This window comes from Bradyrhizobium sp. cf659, assembly GCF_900113725.1.
Taxonomy (GTDB): domain Bacteria; phylum Pseudomonadota; class Alphaproteobacteria; order Rhizobiales; family Xanthobacteraceae; genus Bradyrhizobium.
Genome location: NZ_FOQJ01000006.1, coordinates 240543 through 256206, shown reverse-complemented (window position 1 = coordinate 256206; position 15664 = coordinate 240543). Strand labels below are relative to the sequence as shown.

At 62.3% G+C, this 15664-nt stretch carries 16 protein-coding genes; 10 read left to right on the top strand and 6 right to left on the bottom strand.

The genetic code is table 11. The annotated features are described in order from the left end of the window. Nucleotide 1: 1 nt before the first annotated feature. Nucleotides 2-1168, bottom strand: coding sequence for a thiolase domain-containing protein (locus BM118_RS25325; protein WP_092188390.1), 1167 nt, complete (start codon nt 1166-1168; stop codon nt 2-4). A gap of 132 nt (nt 1169-1300) precedes the next feature. On the opposite strand from BM118_RS25325, the gene BM118_RS25320 reads away from it, so the two are divergent. Further along, complete coding sequence (locus BM118_RS25320) at nt 1301-2164, top strand: MaoC/PaaZ C-terminal domain-containing protein (protein ID WP_092188388.1); 864 nt, start codon at nt 1301-1303, stop codon at nt 2162-2164. A gap of 59 nt (nt 2165-2223) precedes the next feature. Then, entirely contained in the window at nt 2224-3000 is a 777-nt protein-coding gene (locus tag BM118_RS25315; RefSeq protein ID WP_092188386.1) for an SDR family NAD(P)-dependent oxidoreductase, read from the top strand. Between the two features lie 108 nt (nt 3001-3108). On the opposite strand, the gene BM118_RS25310 is transcribed toward BM118_RS25315, so the two are convergent. The 3 genes from BM118_RS25310 to BM118_RS25300 all read right to left on the bottom strand — a co-directional run bounded on the left by BM118_RS25310 (nt 3109) and on the right by BM118_RS25300 (nt 6206). Then, entirely contained in the window at nt 3109-4320 is a 1212-nt protein-coding gene (locus BM118_RS25310) for an ABC transporter substrate-binding protein (protein ID WP_092188384.1), read from the bottom strand. A gap of 36 nt (nt 4321-4356) precedes the next feature. Continuing rightward, complete coding sequence (locus BM118_RS25305) at nt 4357-5496, bottom strand: acyl-CoA dehydrogenase family protein (protein ID WP_092188382.1); 1140 nt, start codon at nt 5494-5496, stop codon at nt 4357-4359. A 233-nt stretch (nt 5497-5729) separates the two neighbouring features. Continuing rightward, nucleotides 5730-6206, bottom strand: a complete 477-nt coding sequence (locus BM118_RS25300) for a MarR family winged helix-turn-helix transcriptional regulator (protein WP_092188380.1) — start codon at nt 6204-6206, stop codon at nt 5730-5732. A gap of 194 nt (nt 6207-6400) precedes the next feature. On the opposite strand from BM118_RS25300, the gene BM118_RS25295 reads away from it, so the two are divergent. The 7 genes from BM118_RS25295 (at nt 6401) to BM118_RS25265 (ending at nt 13298) form a co-directional block, all read left to right on the top strand. Next, nucleotides 6401-6721: a type II toxin-antitoxin system HicB family antitoxin gene (locus BM118_RS25295; RefSeq protein WP_092188378.1), complete on the top strand. Its 321-nt coding sequence runs from the start codon at nt 6401-6403 to the stop codon at nt 6719-6721. A 100-nt stretch (nt 6722-6821) separates the two neighbouring features. Beyond that, complete coding sequence (locus tag BM118_RS25290) at nt 6822-8069, top strand: Rieske 2Fe-2S domain-containing protein (protein ID WP_244550242.1); 1248 nt, start codon at nt 6822-6824, stop codon at nt 8067-8069. A 10-nt stretch (nt 8070-8079) separates the two neighbouring features. Continuing rightward, complete coding sequence (locus BM118_RS25285; RefSeq protein WP_092188374.1) at nt 8080-9036, top strand: PDR/VanB family oxidoreductase; 957 nt, start codon at nt 8080-8082, stop codon at nt 9034-9036. A 27-nt stretch (nt 9037-9063) separates the two neighbouring features. Then, on the top strand, nt 9064-10326 hold the full coding sequence (locus tag BM118_RS25280; RefSeq protein WP_092188372.1) for an ABC transporter substrate-binding protein: 1263 nt from the start codon (nt 9064-9066) through the stop codon (nt 10324-10326). Between the two features lie 25 nt (nt 10327-10351). Beyond that, nucleotides 10352-11644, top strand: a complete 1293-nt coding sequence (locus tag BM118_RS25275; protein ID WP_092188370.1) for a CaiB/BaiF CoA transferase family protein — start codon at nt 10352-10354, stop codon at nt 11642-11644. Next, the gene (locus BM118_RS25270; protein ID WP_092188368.1) at nt 11641-12840 is read left to right on the top strand and encodes a thiolase C-terminal domain-containing protein; all 1200 of its coding nucleotides are present in this window, start codon (nt 11641-11643) and stop codon (nt 12838-12840) included. Before BM118_RS25275 ends, BM118_RS25270 begins: the two co-directional genes overlap by 4 nt. Further along, nucleotides 12837-13298 carry a Zn-ribbon domain-containing OB-fold protein gene (locus BM118_RS25265; protein WP_092188365.1) on the top strand — a complete coding sequence of 154 codons (462 nt, stop codon included), beginning with the start codon at nt 12837-12839 and terminating at the stop codon, nt 13296-13298. Before BM118_RS25270 ends, BM118_RS25265 begins: the two co-directional genes overlap by 4 nt. Nucleotides 13299-13404: 106 nt before the next feature. On the opposite strand, the gene BM118_RS41695 is transcribed toward BM118_RS25265, so the two are convergent. After that, nucleotides 13405-14001, bottom strand: a complete 597-nt coding sequence (locus tag BM118_RS41695) for a hypothetical protein (RefSeq protein ID WP_177234640.1) — start codon at nt 13999-14001, stop codon at nt 13405-13407. On the opposite strand from BM118_RS41695, the gene BM118_RS25260 reads away from it, so the two are divergent. Then, nucleotides 13947-14411 carry an SDR family NAD(P)-dependent oxidoreductase gene (locus BM118_RS25260; RefSeq protein ID WP_143099522.1) on the top strand — a complete coding sequence of 155 codons (465 nt, stop codon included), beginning with the start codon at nt 13947-13949 and terminating at the stop codon, nt 14409-14411. The genes BM118_RS41695 and BM118_RS25260 overlap by 55 nt on opposite strands. 262 nt (nt 14412-14673) lie before the next feature. Here the strand turns inward: BM118_RS25260 and BM118_RS25250 are convergent, their stop codons facing one another. After that, nucleotides 14674-15603: an enoyl-CoA hydratase-related protein gene (locus BM118_RS25250; RefSeq protein ID WP_244550241.1), complete on the bottom strand. Its 930-nt coding sequence runs from the start codon at nt 15601-15603 to the stop codon at nt 14674-14676. Nucleotides 15604-15664 lie beyond the last annotated feature (61 nt).

Below are 15664 nucleotides of genomic sequence, written 5' to 3'. Positions count from 1 at the left end.
CTCACGCACGCTCCATGATGAGGGTGGCACTGCCGTGTCGGGAGCCGAGCAGGCCACCGGTACCCTGGGCCAAGGCTAGGCTGCAATCGGGGACCTGCACCTTCGGATGCGCTTCGCCGCGCAACTGCCGGACCGCCTCGATCACCTTGGTGATGCCGCCGCGATTGGCTGGATGATTGTTGCAGAGGCCACCGCCGTCGGTGTTGAAGGGAAGCTTGCCGACTCCCGAGATCAAATTGCCGTCGGCGACGAAACGCCCTCCCTTGCCTTTCTCGCAAAAGCCGAGATCCTCGATCTGCATCAGCACCGTAATGGTGAAGCTGTCGTAGATCGAGGCGTATTGGATATCGGATGGCTTGACCCCGGCTTCTTCAAAGGCGCGCGGGCCGGACCACGCCGCGCCCGAGAACGTCAGGTCGACCTGGCCGTTGAGCTGGCCCTTGATGGCTTCCCCGGCGCCGAGGATATTGACGACGGGCCGCTTGAGCGAGCGGGCGATCTCGGGGCGAACGACGACGAGGGCACCCCCGCCGTCACTGACAACGCAGCAGTCGAGCCGGTGCAGGGGATCGGAGATCATCGGGGAGGCGAGGACCTCGTCGACCGTGACCGACTCGCGCAACATCGCATTCGGATTGTACTGCGCATGGGTGGCCGCCGCGACCTTGATCCACGCCAGCTGTTCGCTGGTCGTGCCGTACTCGTGCATGTGCCTGTTCGCCGCCAGCGCATACATGTTGACCGTCACGGGCGCATAGGATGCCTCCCAAGGCACGTCCGGCGTTCCTGCGCCGACCAGCCTCGGTGCGACGCCGCTCGATCCCTCGCTGCGCGGCCGGCCGGCGAGCGTGATCAGGGCCACATCACACTTGCCCATGGCAATGGCCTGGGCAGCGTGCGAGACGTGAACCAGATAGGCGGACCCGCCGGTATCGGTGCTGTCCACATGGCGGGGGCGGAGCCCCAGATAATCCGCCATGCTGTTCGCGCCGAGCCCTGGCGCATCGCCGGCGCAGAAATAGCCGTCGACATCCCCAAGGCTCAGGCCTGCGTCTTCAAGAGCCCCGCGTGCGCATTCAGCATGCAGTTGCGCCACCGCCTTGTCCGGTGCCTTTCGCGTCGGATGTTCATAGGCGCCTGCGATGCAGGCCTTGCGTCGAATGCTCATCAGGTCTCCCGGGCTCATGCTCAGCACGCCGCCGCCAGGCGTCGTTGACCGCGGCGGCCTCTACATATATCATTGGTTCAACCAAAGACCAATAGGTGATATTGATCCTTCCCGAGGAGAGAGCTGTCGACCATGGTTGATTATGCCAAGACGCGAGCCTGGCGGTCCGGCGACGTTCGCCACGCCTACACGGCAAGAGACATCATTCTCTACGCGCTCGGTGTCGGTGCCGCGTGCGATCCGCTCGACGAGCGGCAGCTGCGCCTCGTGTACGAGAAGAATCTCGTGCCACTTCCGACGATGGCGACCGTGCTGGCTTCGCCGGGCGCCTGGATGCGGGATCACGCGGAGCTCGGGATCAATTTTGCGAAGATGGTGCATGGCGAGCAGTCCGTGCAGATGCATGCTGCACTTCCTTCGAGCGGAATCCTGCTCGGCAAGAGTCGGGTCGCGCGCCTGGTCGACAAGGGCGAGGGAAAGGGCGCCGTCATGCATGTCGAGAAGGAGTTATGGGACGAAGCCAGCAATCAATTGGTGGCCATCAGCGAACAGGTGCTTTTCCTGCGTGGTGACGGCGGCTTCTCGCAAGGTTTCGGCGGCGACGAACCCGCGGCTGCGCCGACGCCTGTTCCGGATCGCGCGCCGGACCGGGTGATCACCTTGCCGACGCGCCCGAACCAGGCCGTGCTCTATCGTCTCTCGGGCGATCTCAATCCGCTGCACATAGATCCCGCCTTCGCTGCCAAGGCCGGCTTTCCACGACCGATCCTGCATGGACTTGCCACCTACGGATTTGCGTGCCGCGGCCTGGTTGAGACCTTCTGCGAGGGAGATCCCGTGAAGCTGAAGACGATCCGCGCCCGCATGTCCGCGCCGGTGTTTCCCGGAGATACGATCCGGCTCGAATGCTGGCGTTTAGACGATCGCATCGCATTTCAGGCGCGCGTCGTCGAGCGAGAGGCGCTGGTGCTCAGCCATGGCTGGGCAACGACCTGAAACGGCCGCGCAGATTGCGCGGGGATAGCAAGCTTTACCCACGAACCAAGGAATGGCCAATGACGAAGAACATGGTGTCACTGCAAGGCCGGACGATCGTCGTCACCGGCGCTGCACAGGGAATCGGCAAGGCAACAGCCGAACTCGCAATCGAACTCGGTGCGAACGTCGTCGCCGTCGATCTCAATGGCGAGGCGCTCGGGGCGGTCGTGGCGAGCTTGCCTGCGGAGCGTGTGATGAAGGTCGTCGGCAGCGTCACTGACGCGGAGTTGGCGGCAAAGACCATCGCAGATGCCGCCAACCGGTTCGGCTCGGTGAACGGACTGGTCAACAATGCCGGTATCATCCGCCCCGCGATGATCGAAAAGATGAGCATGCGTCAATGGCAGGAGGTCATCGACGTCCATCTCACCGGCGCCTTCCTCTGGCTGCAGGCCGTCGGGCGCCATCTGGTCGAGCGCGCCAAGGATGGCGATGCTTCCGGCGGGTCCATCGTCAACATCTCGTCTGACGCAGGACGAAAGGGCTCGGTTGGACAGATCAACTATGCGGCCGCCAAAGCGGGACTTCTCGGCATGACCATGACCGCGGCGCGGGAATGGGGCAAGTACAACATCCGTACCAACTCGATCTGCTTTGGCGTGGTCGAAACACCGATGACCGAGGTGGTGCGAGGCGAGAAATTCCGTGATGGCCTGCTGGCGCAGATTCCGCTTGCGCGCTGGGCGACGCCGGATGAGGTGGTGAAGACCGTCTGCTTCCTGCTTTCAGATGCTGCGTCTTACACGACGGGCCAGCACATCGGCGTCAACGGCGGCTTCCACATCAGTGTTTGATCGACCAGCCTTCGTCTCCCTTAGCATCGCGTTTGACGCGGTGCCGAAACACGAAAGCCAAACTTGCGGTGGGGCGCGCACGAGACGCGCGCCACCGGCTCTTTGCTCCTAATCCGCCGAGATCGGTTCGCCCGATAAAGTCCAGCTGGTGCCGTCAAAAACGGCGATGCGCAGAGTCTTGAACGGCGTGTAGTCTTCGGGCGTGGTGCTGATGGTGATACCGGGCAGCATCATAGGCATGCGCTGGCCGTGGAGGGATGTCGCCTGTCTAAGCAGGCTCTCACGGGTCAAGTCGTCGCCGGATGCTTTCAGCACCGCACCCAGGGTGTTGACGTTCATGTAGGCGACGAGAACCGAATAATCGTCGGAGTTGACCGATGGCGCGTACTTCTTCAGGAAATCCTTGTAGGCCTTGACCTCGTCGTCGTTAGCCCAGGCTGGATCGCCCGGTTGTTTCAGAAACTGCGTGGTGACCAATCCGCGCGACGCGTCGAGTCCTGCCGGCTTCAGCACCGTTTCGACCGATGCTGTCGAGCCGCCAATGATGTGGAGCGGATGCCAGTCCAGCTCATGGACTTTGCGGATCGATTGTGCTGCTGCCTTCGCTGAGGACTGCTCGATCAGCGTGTCAACGCCGGCGGACTTCAACTGCACGATCTGAGAGTCGATGGTCGGATCGGCGATTTCATAGGAGACTTGGGTCACGATCATAGCAGCCTTTTCGCCTAGTCCCGCGCGCAAACCCTTCAGATAATCCTTTCCGAAGTCGTCGTTCTGATAGAGCACGCCGATCTTGGCGTCCGGCTTGGTCTTGAGGACGTATTTGGCAACCGCTTGCCCTTCCGTCTCGAAGTCCGGATAAAGCGGAACGGTCCAAGGGAATTGCTTGGGATCGTTGAAGCGTCGCCCTCCTGCGGTGATCAGAAGTTGCGGCACCTTCTTGGAGTTCAGATACTTCTGGATCGCGACGTTCGGCACCGTTCCGATCGTGCCGACCTCGGCCAGCACACCGATATCCTCGATGAGTCTTCGCGATTGCTCGATGGCCTTCGGCGCGCTGTAGGCATTGTCGAGCTGGGTGAAGCTGATCTTGCGTCCGTTGATCCCGCCGCGTTCGTTGACCATATCGAAATAGCCGACCACGGCCCGTCCGGCGCCCGCACCGAACGCAGAGGCGGGGCCGCTGAGCGGCGTCGATTGACCGAGCTTGATCTCGGTGTCACTAACGCCCGGCCCATAGGCCTTCTGGGCATGTGCGCTCGCAAGCGACAGCAGCGCAGCGACGAGAATCCAACACGTCAGAACGGATCGACGGCTCACGGCATTTCCTCCCGATGTACTTTTATGATTGCTGGCTTAGCGAAGCAGTTCGCGCGCTATGACAAGGCGCTGGATCTGGTTGGTGCCCTCGAAGATCTGGGTCAGCTTGGCATCCCGCATCATCCGTTCGACCGGATAATCCATGGTGTAGCCGTAGCCGCCGAAGACCTGCACGGCATCGGTCGTGACCTTCATTGCCATGTCGCTGGCGAAGCACTTGGCCATGCTCGCAAGCAGGTTGAGGCGCTTCCAGTCTCCGACGTCTCCGGCCCGGGCGCATTCGTAAACCAGCGCGCGCGCCGCCTCGATCTGCATTGCCATGTCAGCCAGGATGAACTGGACGCCCTGGAATTCGGAGATGCTCTTCTTGAACTGTTTTCGTTCCTTCGCGTAGGCGAGGCTGGCTTCGAACGCGCCTTGCGCGAGGCCGACGCATTGCGCGCCGATCGTCGGCCGGTTGAGATCGAGGGCGCGCATCGAGGCCTTGAACCCTTTGCCTTCCTCGCCGACGAGGTTCTCGGCGGGGACGCGGACGTTGTCCAGAAAGATCGGCGTATTTGGCGCGCCGCGGAAACCCATCTTGCGCTCATGGCGGCCGAAACTGATGCCGGGCATTTTCTTCGGCTCGAGAATGAATGCACTGATGCCGTCGGAGCCGGGACTGTCGCTGGTGCGCGCCATCAGCACGATGTAGTCGGCGGCGACGCCGTAGCTGCACCACTGCTTCCGGCCGTTGATGATGTAGCTGTCGCCGTCTTTGCGGGCGCGTGTGTTGAGCGCCGAGACGTCCGATCCCGCCTGCGGCTCGGAAATGGCGATGGCCGTGACGACGCCGCCCCTGGCGATGATCGGCAGGAAGCGCTTGCGCTGCTCTTCCGAACCGAAGTGCAGCAGCGGCATGATGAACATGGTGTTGAGGCCGGCAATCGACGCGCAGGCGGGTGAAACCTTCGATATTTCCTCGCGCGCGATGCACATCATGGTGAGATTGCCGTTGGGACCGCCATACTGCTCGGGGACCCAAAGCTGCATCAGGCCCATCTCGCCGAAAATCTTCACGATCTCCTCGGGGAAGCGGTCGGTCTCGTCGATCTCCGCCGCGATCGGAGCCACATGCTTGGCGACGACTTTCTGAACGCTATCGCGAAAGGCGACCTGCTCCTCGGTAAAGGACATGACGACGCAACTCTCCCCTAGTTGTCCAATGGTTGGACCATTATGGTTGCAAAATAATGCGCTGTCGAGAGGGGAAATGATTTCTCCGCTTAGCGGGGGACGACATGCGACAGGTGGACAGGGATGTCTGTATGCCGCCGAAGGTCGCATTCGGACGGAAGTCTTTGCCACAAATGCAATTAGTTCCTGCACGCCCGGGGGCGGCGGGAAGAAAAGGCTCGAACGCCTGACGATCAGCTACCGCCGGCTGCGGTCTTTGCGATCGTCAGCATACATTTGAGGAAGTGTGCGCGGTCCTCCTTGCTGAGCGGCGCCAACAAGGCGTTCTGAAGCTCGGCCGCGGCCGGCACCACATCGAGCAAGGCGTTTTCGCCCTTGGCGGTGATCTGGACTTGAATTGATCGGCGGTCTTCCGAGTTGCTCCGCTTCGAGATCAGCTTCCGGGCCGCCATTCTCTTCAACATCTCGCTCAGCGTGTTGCGATCGCTGCTGATGCGCTCCGCCAGCGCGGACGGGGTGAGCGGGCCATCCTGATAGAGCGCGATCAACACGCCGAATTGCCGCGGCGTGATGTCGCTCTGGCCCGTCAAGTCCTGGTAGAGCAGGTCATAACGCGCTTCGAGCAGGCGGAGGAGAAATCCGAGGCCTCCTTCCAGCCGCCAGTTGCGCGCGAGGTCCGCCGCGTCTGTGGTTTCCTTGTGGGTAGACATCGCGTCGTGGACCTTGATTGCCGCCGGGAAATGCGACTTAGCCGTTAGCAGCTCGGACCTTGGCTCTCAACCCTGCGCGCAAGCACTGGGTCGTTTGGCTGCATTCGGACCCCTCGGGGCGGATTTGCTATTGCAAGTCGTTCGTTGATATAATACGTATACGTATCAAATGAGGTGCTGCCCGGGAGGATTGCTTGGAGCTGCGCGAGCTGCTGTCGATTCCCTACCTTCTCGAGGCCGAGGCGCTGGAGACCGAGCCCGGCAGGTGGGTCGTCCGGCTGTCCTATCCCGAATTGCCGGGTTGCACGGCGGAGGGCGCAGTCATCGAGGAAACCCTGAGAGAGCTTGAGCGGCGCCGGATCGAAACGATCGTGGATCTCGTGGAGAGGGGGAGGGAACCACCGGTGCCGCGAAAGCCGCTCGCCGCGGCTGATCCGCTTTGGACCGCCCGTGATCTCGGATTGTCAGGCCGCGTTGCCGCACTGTTGCGCGGTGCGCGCGAGCGAGGCGCGTGACGCCGCGCCATTCGATGGAGGAGAAATCATGCTCTCACATGAAGACAACGAACGGTTGGTAAGGGTTGGAAAGGGCACCCCTCTCGGAGACCTCTTCCGCTTGTATTGGATTCCTTTCCTCCCCTCCGCCGATCTGGTTGCTGACGGGCAGCCGAAGCGGATCAGGCTCCTGGGCGAGGATCTTGTCGCCTTCAGGGATTCGGAGGGGCGCGTCGGCCTCGTCGATCAGGCTTGTCCGCACCGCGGCGCGCCGATGGTGTTTGCGCGCAACGAAGATTGCGGGCTCCGCTGCGTCTACCACGGCTGGAAATTCGACGTGACGGGCGCCACGACCGACACGCCGGCCGAGCCGGCCCGTAGCCGGCTGAAGGAGCGCGTGCGGATCAAGGCCTACCCCTGTCGCGAGCGCAACGGGATGGTCTGGACCTATATGGGCCCGGCTGAGACCGAGCTTCCGGCCTTGCCGAACCTCGAATGGAATCTGGTCCCGCAGGACCAGGTACACATCTCGCTCCGCGTCCAGGAGTGCAATTGGCTTCAGGCAGTCGAGGGCGAGATCGATTCCGCCCACGCGCCGCTGCTGCACGGCCGCTTGGACTCGCAGGGCTCGACCAATGCCTGGATTCAGAAGCGCGACCTTCGCCCGACGTTCGAATGCATCAAGCAGGATTTCGGGATGAGCATTGCGGCGCGGCGCAACTTCGACGCCAACACGCTTTACTGGCGCGTCAATCAGTTCCTGCTGCCGTTCTATACGCTGGTGCCGCCGTTGATGCCGTTTCCCGACCTCAGTGGGCATGCCTGGGTGCCGATCGACGACGAGAACACCCTCTGCATCATGTTCTCATATCATCCCTCGCAGCCATTGCTGCCGAAGACGCGGCAGGTCTTCTCGGAAGGCCACAATGGCCGGGAGAGCGGGCATGCCAGCCGGAATGCCCTGGTGCAGCATCCGGTCACCGTCCCCTATGCGGGCTATTGGACGAAGTACAATCCGCAGAACGGCTACCAATTCGACTATGAGGCGCAGAAGACGACCTGGTTCTCCGGCTTGCCGGGCCTCTGGGTGCAGGACGGCGCCTGCCAGAGCGGCGTGTCGCCGATCTTCGATCGCACTCGGGAGAATCTCTGCTCGAGCGACACCGGCATCGCGATGACCCGCCGTTTCATCCTCGAGGCGCTCGGGGCTTATCGCGATCACGGCACCAAGCCAAAAGGCGTGACCGATCCCGACGTCTTCATGGTGCGGGCGGTCTCGATGCGGCTGCCCCCGGAGGAGTCCTGGGTCGACGCCGGAGCGCCATTCATGCGCGCCAGGCTGGGTGCCGATTTCGGATACGAGATGTGAGCGCCCGCTCGTGATTGACGATACGCTCGAGCTCCGCGTCAAGCGCATCAGCTATGAGGCCGACCGGATCAATTCCTATGAATTGGCGGCGCCGGATGGCCGCGACCTCGTCCCTTTCACTGCTGGAGCTCATATCGACCTTCATCTGCCGAACGGGATGATCCGCAGCTATTCGCTTGTGAACAATCAGCACGAGCGACATCGCTACGTCATCGCCGTCAACAGGGAGCTCGCCGGCCGCGGTGGCTCGCAATTTGTCCATGACAATCTCAGGGTAGGTGACATTGTCAGGGTGTCCAAGCCGCGCAACAACTTCGCGCTCTGCGAAGAGGCCGAGCACTCGCTCCTGATCGCCGGCGGAATCGGAATTACGCCGCTTCTGTCGATGGCGCGCCGTCTTGACGCGCTGGGCCGCTCGTTCGAGCTCGTCTATGCCGCGAGGACACGATCGGCCGCGGCATTCCTCGACGAGATCGAGGCGTTGAGATGGAACGGGCATCTCCGCCTCGACTTCGATGACGAGCGTTCCGGGCAGGTGTTCGATCTGGCCGCGATCGTCCGGCAGGCGCCGGCGCAGGCACATCTCTACTGCTGCGGACCGCAACCGATGCTTCAAGCATTCGAGACGGCGACCGCCGATCGTCCCGCCGACCGCGTCCATGTGGAGTATTTCCAGGCCAAGAATCCGCCCGCGATGACCGGAGGTTTCGAGGTGAAGCTTGCGCGCAGCAATCGGACCATCGCGGTCAAAGCCGGCAAGACCATTCTGGATGCGCTGCTGGATGCCGGAATAGCTGCCAACTACGCCTGCTCCGAAGGTGTCTGCGGGACCTGCGAGACGCGCGTGCTCGACGGTATACCGGACCATCGGGACCAGTTCCTGAGCGGGGAAGATCAGGCGTCGAACAAAACCATGATGATCTGCTGCTCGGGCGTGAAATCAGCAACGCTCGTGCTTGATCTCTGAAAGAAAAACGTTCGTGGTAGGAAACATATGAAGAGTTTTTTGCGCCTGATCGGAGCATCTCTTTTCGTCGTGACGGCCTGTTCGGCCGCTATGGCCGATACAACACGCACCATGAAGATCGGCATCCTCAACGACGCATCAGGTCCTTATTCGGACAACGCGGGCGAGGGATCGGTAACCGCGGCGAAGATCGCAGCAGAAGAGGTCATGCAGCAGCATCCGGATTTCAAGGTCGAGATCATCTCGGCGGATCATCAGAACAAGGCGGATGTGGGGGCCGCGATTGCGCGCCGCTGGATCGACCAGGAGAAGGTCGATGCGGTCGCGGATGTGCCGAACTCGGCCGTCGGACTTGCCGTCAACGAGGTGGTCCGCGGTGGCAAGGCGGCCTTGATCGCTTCCAGTGCGGCGACGTCCGACCTGACCGGCAAGTACTGTTCGCCGAACACAATCCAGTGGACGTTCGATACCTGGGCGGCCTCGCACACGATCGGCAACTATCTCGTGCATCACGGCGGCAGGAAGTGGTATTTCATTGCCACCGATAATGCGCTCGGAAAGTCCATGGTCCGCGACGCAACATCGGTGATCGGCGCCGGCGGCGGTACCGTGCTCGGATCGGTCAACGTCCCCATCAACAACGCGGATTATGCCTCGTTCATCCTGCAGGCGGACGCCTCGGGCGCCGACGTGATTGCATTCGCCACCGCCGGCGGCGATACGGTCAACCTCATCAAGCAATCATCGGAGTTCGGGTTGAAGCAGAATGGCAAGACGTTCGCCGCGCTGCTGACCACGACGAATGACGTCGAGGCGAGCGGCCTTGCCGTTGGCCAGGGGCTGATCATCACGCAACCATTCTATTGGGACCTGAACGATGCCAGCAGGGCTTGGTCGGCGAAATTCAGCGCGCGCCAGCACGGGCAGTCGCCGACAGCGTTCCACGCCGGCGTCTATTCGTCGGTGCTGGCCTATCTCAATGCGGCGCTCGCCGCCGGGACCAACGACGCACAGGCCGTCATCCGGAAGATCAAGGAGCGGCCGATCGAGGACGCCCTGTTCGGACCCGTCGTGGTGAGGGCGGACGGCCGCGCCCTTCACAACATGTACATCTTGAAGGTCAAAGCGCCCAAGGCCTCGGAAGGCAAGTGGGACCTGCTCGAGAATATCGGCATGTTGAGCGGACCCGAGGCATTCCGTCCGATCGAGCAGGGCGGGTGCACGATGGTCGATCAACCGAAGGGCAATCAACCAGAGGCACTAGCCGGCGCGCTGGCTGGTCGGGATTAACGCGTGGCGAAAGAATGGATGCAACATGTTGGACAACATCGAGGCTGATTTTCCCGAATATGCGCCGCGCCGCCCCGGTGCGCCGAAAGCGCTGGATGGGATACGGGTCGTCGATTTCTCCCACTTCATCGCCGGGCCGTTCGCAACGATGATCCTGGCTGACATGGGGGCCGAGGTCATCAAGATCGAGGCGCCCGGCCCCGGCGACGATCTTCGCCGCTATCCGCCGGTCCATCCCGATCTGAAGCATGGCGCGCCGTTCGTCTGGACCAATCGCAACAAGCGGAGCGTAGCGCTCGATCTCAAGATGCCGGAGGGAGTAGCAGTCGCGCGCGACTTGATCGCCACCGCAGACGTGGTCGTCGAGAATTTCTCGACCGGCGTCATGGAACGGTTCGGGCTCGACTATGAGGCCTGCCGCAAGATCAGACCCGACATCATCTACTGCTCGGTGTCGGCTTACGGGCGCGAGGGCGCCTTTGCGGACCGGCTCGGCTTCGATCCGATCGCGCAGGTCGAGAGCGGTTTCGTGTCCATGAACGGTTATGCCGACCGCGAGGGTGTGCGGGCGCTGTCGCCGGTCATGGACATCAGCACGGCCATGATGGCCTGCAACGCGATTCTGGGCGCGCTGGTCGCCCGCGAACGTAGCGGCCTCGGCCAGGCGATCGAGGTCTCGCTGTTCGACAGCGCCGTGTTGATGACGGGCTACGCGACGATGCAGCATCTGTTCAGTGGGGCGAACCCGCAGCGTCACGGCAATACCAGTCCGGACACCTGCCCGTCGGGCGTCTTCCGGGCGCAGGATTGCACCTTCTACATCAATTGCGGAAACGACAAGATCTTCCAACGCCTGATGGCGCAGGTGATCGATCGCGCCGATCTTGCCGAAGCCGAGATCTACGCGACCGGCCCGGACCGCATCCGGCGCCGGGACGAGCTGTTCGCAATTCTCGGTGAAGCCTTTGCGCGGCAACCCTGGTCATATTGGCAAGCGCGGATGCGCGTGGCCGGCGTTCCCTGCGGGCAGGTGCGCACCGTCGGCGAGGCGATCCGCTCGCCGGAAGCCCGCGAGCGCGGAATAGTGACGCGCATTCCGCACGAGAAGTTGGGCTGGATCCCGAATGTCACCCTGCCGATCCGCTATTCAGGCACGCCGATCGTGGATCCCGTCGCGGCCCCGGCCGTCGGGCAGCACACCGAAAGCGTGCTGCGCGAACTACTCGGTTATGACGATTCCCGCCTTGGACGACTTGCGAGCGCGGGCGTCTTTGGCGCTGATGCGGCGCGACGGCCGCGGCAGGACGCCAAGGTATGAGCGTGCGGGCGCAACCCGAACGAACGCTCAGGGGCCGGGTTGCCGTCATCGGGATCGGCGAGACGGACTACTATCGCCACGGTGGATCTCCGGATCCGGAATTCAAGCTGGCGCTGAAGGCAATTCTCGCGGCCTGCAGCGATGCTGGGATCGATCCGCGCGACATCGATGGTTTCGCTTCCTATAGCGAGGAGCGGAGCGAAGCGTCGCGGCTCGCAGCAGCGCTCGGAACGCGCCGCCTTCGCGCAGCTACCATGCAATGGGGCGGGGGAGGCGGTGGCTGCTGCGCTGCTGTCGCCAATGCGGCCGCTTCGATCGTCGCGGGGCTTGCGGATTGCGTCGTGGTGTTTCGCTCGCTCGCGCAGGGTCAATATGGCCGGTTCGGGCAGACGACGACCGGGATCGAGACGATCTCCGGCGAGAAAGCCTATCTGATGCCTTACGGCGTGCTGGCCCCGCCTCAGCGATTTGCCATGCGTGTGCGTCGCTATATGCATGAGCATGACGTGAGGCAGGAGGCACTGCGTGCGATCGCGCTCGCATCCTACCACCATGCGCAGGCCAATCCGCGCGCGGTGATGTACGGCAAGCCGCTCGATGCCGCCAAATATGATGCGTCGCGCTGGATCGCCGAGCCGTTTCATCTCTACGACTGCTGCATGGAGAATGACGGCGCCGCCGCGCTCGTGCTGGTGCCGGCCGAGCGTGCCAAAGAGTATCGCAACAAGCCGGTCTACCTGCTCGGCGCGGCGGTCGGGTCCGGCTATCGCACGGGAGCGAGCCCTCACAACTCGCCGCGCTATGCCAGCGCGAGCTTCGATACGGTGGCGCCTGATCTCTATGGAATGACCGGCCTCGGTCCGTCCGATGTCGGCGTCGTTCAGTGCTACGAGAACTTCACGGGCGGCGTTGTGATGGCGCTGGCGGAGCACGGCTTCTTCAAGCCGGAGAAAGCCAACGAATTCTTGACGTTTGAGAACTTGACGGCTCCGTCCGGCCACCTGCCGCTGAACACCAGCGGCGGAAATCTTGCCGAATGCTACATGCACGGTTTTGAGCTGGTGCTTGAGGCCGTACGCCAGGTGCGCGGCGTCTCGACCAGTCAGTCGAAGCGGAACGACGTGGCCATGGTCATCGGCGGCCCCATGGTGACGCCGGTCAGCAATCTTCTTCTCGGCTCGGAGGCGACACTGTGAGCAGCGAGAGGGGGACAAGTTATCTTCCCGAGGGACTGCCTATTCCCGTCTCCGAGCTCGATGGCCTGTCGGCGCCGTACTGGGCGGGACTGCGCCGCAACAGGCTCATGGTGCAACGGTGCAGCCATTGCAGCACCTGGCAATTTGGGCCGGAGTGGATCTGTCATCAATGCCACGCCTTCGATCCCGGATGGACGGAGATCGATCCTCGTGGACGGATCTTCAGCTGGGAGCGGGTCTCGCATCCTTCGCACCCGGTCCTGAAAGAGCACGGGCCGTACCTCGCCGTGCTTGTGGAGATCCCGCATGCCGGTGGTGTGCGGATGGTGGGCAATTTGCTCGGCGATCCGATGCAGACCATCTCGATCGGAACGGATGTTGAAGGGGTGTTCGAACATCGTCCTAATTCTGATCCTCCGTACTCTCTGCTGCACTGGCGGATTTTCTCCGGTCCCTAGGCGGGACGAGAGCGTTTAGGACGTACCGAATACCCTCTTTTTTGAAGAGCGGCAGCTCTTGGCGGAGAGCGACCGCCCCTCCGCCTCGCCGAATCTTGATCCGGGCTCACGTTGCTGATCGAGACAGTCCGTTGCGCGGGCGGCTCGATCTCCGGACGGCAAAATTCGAGGCGGGGTTAATAGGGCAGTTCCGTCCCGGTATCATCAGGCAACGAAGGTCCGTCTTTAGCTGGTAGACGTCCAAATAGTTCCAACGCTCTGGCTCGAGCTCCTTGAGCTCGGAAGGAAGATCGAAGGACATGCTCGGATCGCGAGGCTGTTTCCGCTCTATGCCGGCAAGAAACCGGATAACCTTCCTCGTCAGCTCATTGCGATATAGGCTCAGAGCACGGGTCGTGTTTTCGACGCGGTCGGCATTGTGAGGCCCGACGAAGTCGTATAGCAGCGTATAGCCATCCTTGGCGATGCGATCGTGTGCAAGCTGACGCACGTCTTCAGTAGCGTGGATCGGCCGCGGCGGCTTGGGTTCCACAGGGGTGGTGTCGGGCAGAACTTCAAGGCTGTTTGTGATCGCGGATACGATCTTGCTGATCGCCGCATCGGGATCTTTGCGCGTCGCTCTCTGATGTGGAAGCGCACCAGATAAAGATGACCGGGCGACATCGACTAGCTCGGCCGCGTTTCGCGCGAGCTCCGGAATCACGTGTAGCCGGGCATTCTGCCCTCGGATTGCGAGCCCGCGGCCAGTCCGCCCGCGCCGTCGAAGTCGACGTGACCGATGAACGCTCCGTTCAAGCCATGACGGCGAACGCCGTCTCCGCCGCCGGCCGGCTTGACGTACTCGTCAACAATGCGGGCGTGACGTCGTTACCTGACCGGCTGCTCGAGGTGACGCTGGAGGACTGGGATCGAGTCTTCTCGGTGAACTTGCGCGGCCTGTTTCTGTGCACGCGCTCGCTGATGCCGCGGCTGCTGAAGAGCCCCGCCGTATCTGTTGTCAACATCAGCTCATATCTCGGCATGGTCGGAGTCTATCCCGGCTTTCCGGTCGCCAGCCTTCCCTACGACCACAAAGGCGGGCGTGATCGGTTTCACACGCCAGCTCGCCATTGAGTACGCAAACGACGGCGTGCGCGTGAACGCGATCGCTCCCGGCTGGCATGCCGGGACCAATCTCGGCCAGGCTCGCCGGGCGAACGCGACCGCGACGGAGAACGCGCAGTTCGAGGATTACCTAGCCCCCTCGATCCCGCTCGGGTCCCGGGGACCCCCGACGATCTGGCGAACCTCCTCGTCTACCTCGCGAGCAGACGACAGCCGTGGGTGGCCGGCCCGCGTGTGCTCGCTTGGACGGGCGACCACAAGAATCTCTCAATCAGCGTCCTTCGTAAACCGGTGGACGCTTTTGAGCTTCGGCATCCCGACCTTCTTGGAAATCACGGGTCTTGAGCAGTGCGAAATATTGTTCGCCGAGCTTCGCCATGGCCGCGCTCTCCGATTCTTCAAGCGCCATGCGGGAGCTGGCGAGAGAGGCTTTGGTGCCGAGCGGACCGGACGCAGCGATCTTGTTCGCAATTTCGATCGCCTTCGTGAGAGCGGCCTCCCGGTTTGGAGCCAAAACTTGGACGGTCCCCATGAGGAAGGCTTCTTTCGCTCCCCAATGGTCTCCCGTCAAAATGTATCGCATGGCGTTTCCCCAACCCGCCTCTCTCGGAAAGCGGATCGTGGCGCCGCCTCCAGGAAATCGGCCATGCGCATTTTCATCCTGGCCGAACTCCGTGTCTTCCGAAGCGACGCGTATGTCCGCGGCAAGGAAGAGCTCATGGGCCAAGTTCCAGGTGTCGCCATGGACCGCAATGACCAGTGGCTTCGTGAGCCTTGGTTTGCTCCGACCCGTCGGGTCAATAAAACCTGGGCCATCCAGAAGTTTCCTTCCTGACTGGGTGAACGATTTGGTGGCATCGACATCTATGCCTTTGGAGAAGCGATCGCCATGGCCGAACAGGACGGCGGCGCGAAGCGACGGGTCCTGATCATAGTCATAGTATGCTCTCGCCAGTCCTTCCAGCGCCTCTGGGTCGATGCGGTTGTCGATGTAGGGCCGATTGATGCCGATCAATACGACCTGTCCCTGGCGTTCGACCGTGATCTTCGTCTGAGGGCTGTATGGAATTTCGTCCATACGGGCCGTCCGGCCATTTTGTGCTGAAATGGACGGCGCGCCTCCAATCTGTTGCGCGTGCAAAGGCGACAGCCAAAGCAGCACGACCGTAAGCGAAACCGTCACTCTGTCGAAACGAAACATCTTGATCTCTCCCCGAGAAGCGAGGGTATGTGCTGGAATTGGGATGAGTAGACAAAAGCTC

Coding starts and splice junctions, on each gene's coding strand:
- BM118_RS25325 (WP_092188390.1), bottom strand. CDS start 1,168: ATGAGCATTCGACGCAAGGCCTGCATCGCAGGCGCCTATGAACATCCG.
- BM118_RS25320 (WP_092188388.1), top strand. CDS start 1,301: ATGGTTGATTATGCCAAGACGCGAGCCTGGCGGTCCGGCGACGTTCGC.
- BM118_RS25315 (WP_092188386.1), top strand. CDS start 2,224: ATGACGAAGAACATGGTGTCACTGCAAGGCCGGACGATCGTCGTCACC.
- BM118_RS25305 (WP_092188382.1), bottom strand. CDS start 5,496: ATGTCCTTTACCGAGGAGCAGGTCGCCTTTCGCGATAGCGTTCAGAAA.
- BM118_RS25300 (WP_092188380.1), bottom strand. CDS start 6,206: ATGTCTACCCACAAGGAAACCACAGACGCGGCGGACCTCGCGCGCAAC.
- BM118_RS25280 (WP_092188372.1), top strand. CDS start 9,064: ATGAAGAGTTTTTTGCGCCTGATCGGAGCATCTCTTTTCGTCGTGACG.
- BM118_RS25275 (WP_092188370.1), top strand. CDS start 10,352: ATGTTGGACAACATCGAGGCTGATTTTCCCGAATATGCGCCGCGCCGC.
- BM118_RS25270 (WP_092188368.1), top strand. CDS start 11,641: ATGAGCGTGCGGGCGCAACCCGAACGAACGCTCAGGGGCCGGGTTGCC.
- BM118_RS25260 (WP_143099522.1), top strand. CDS start 13,947: ATGACCGGGCGACATCGACTAGCTCGGCCGCGTTTCGCGCGAGCTCCG.
- BM118_RS25250 (WP_244550241.1), bottom strand. CDS start 15,603: ATGTTTCGTTTCGACAGAGTGACGGTTTCGCTTACGGTCGTGCTGCTT.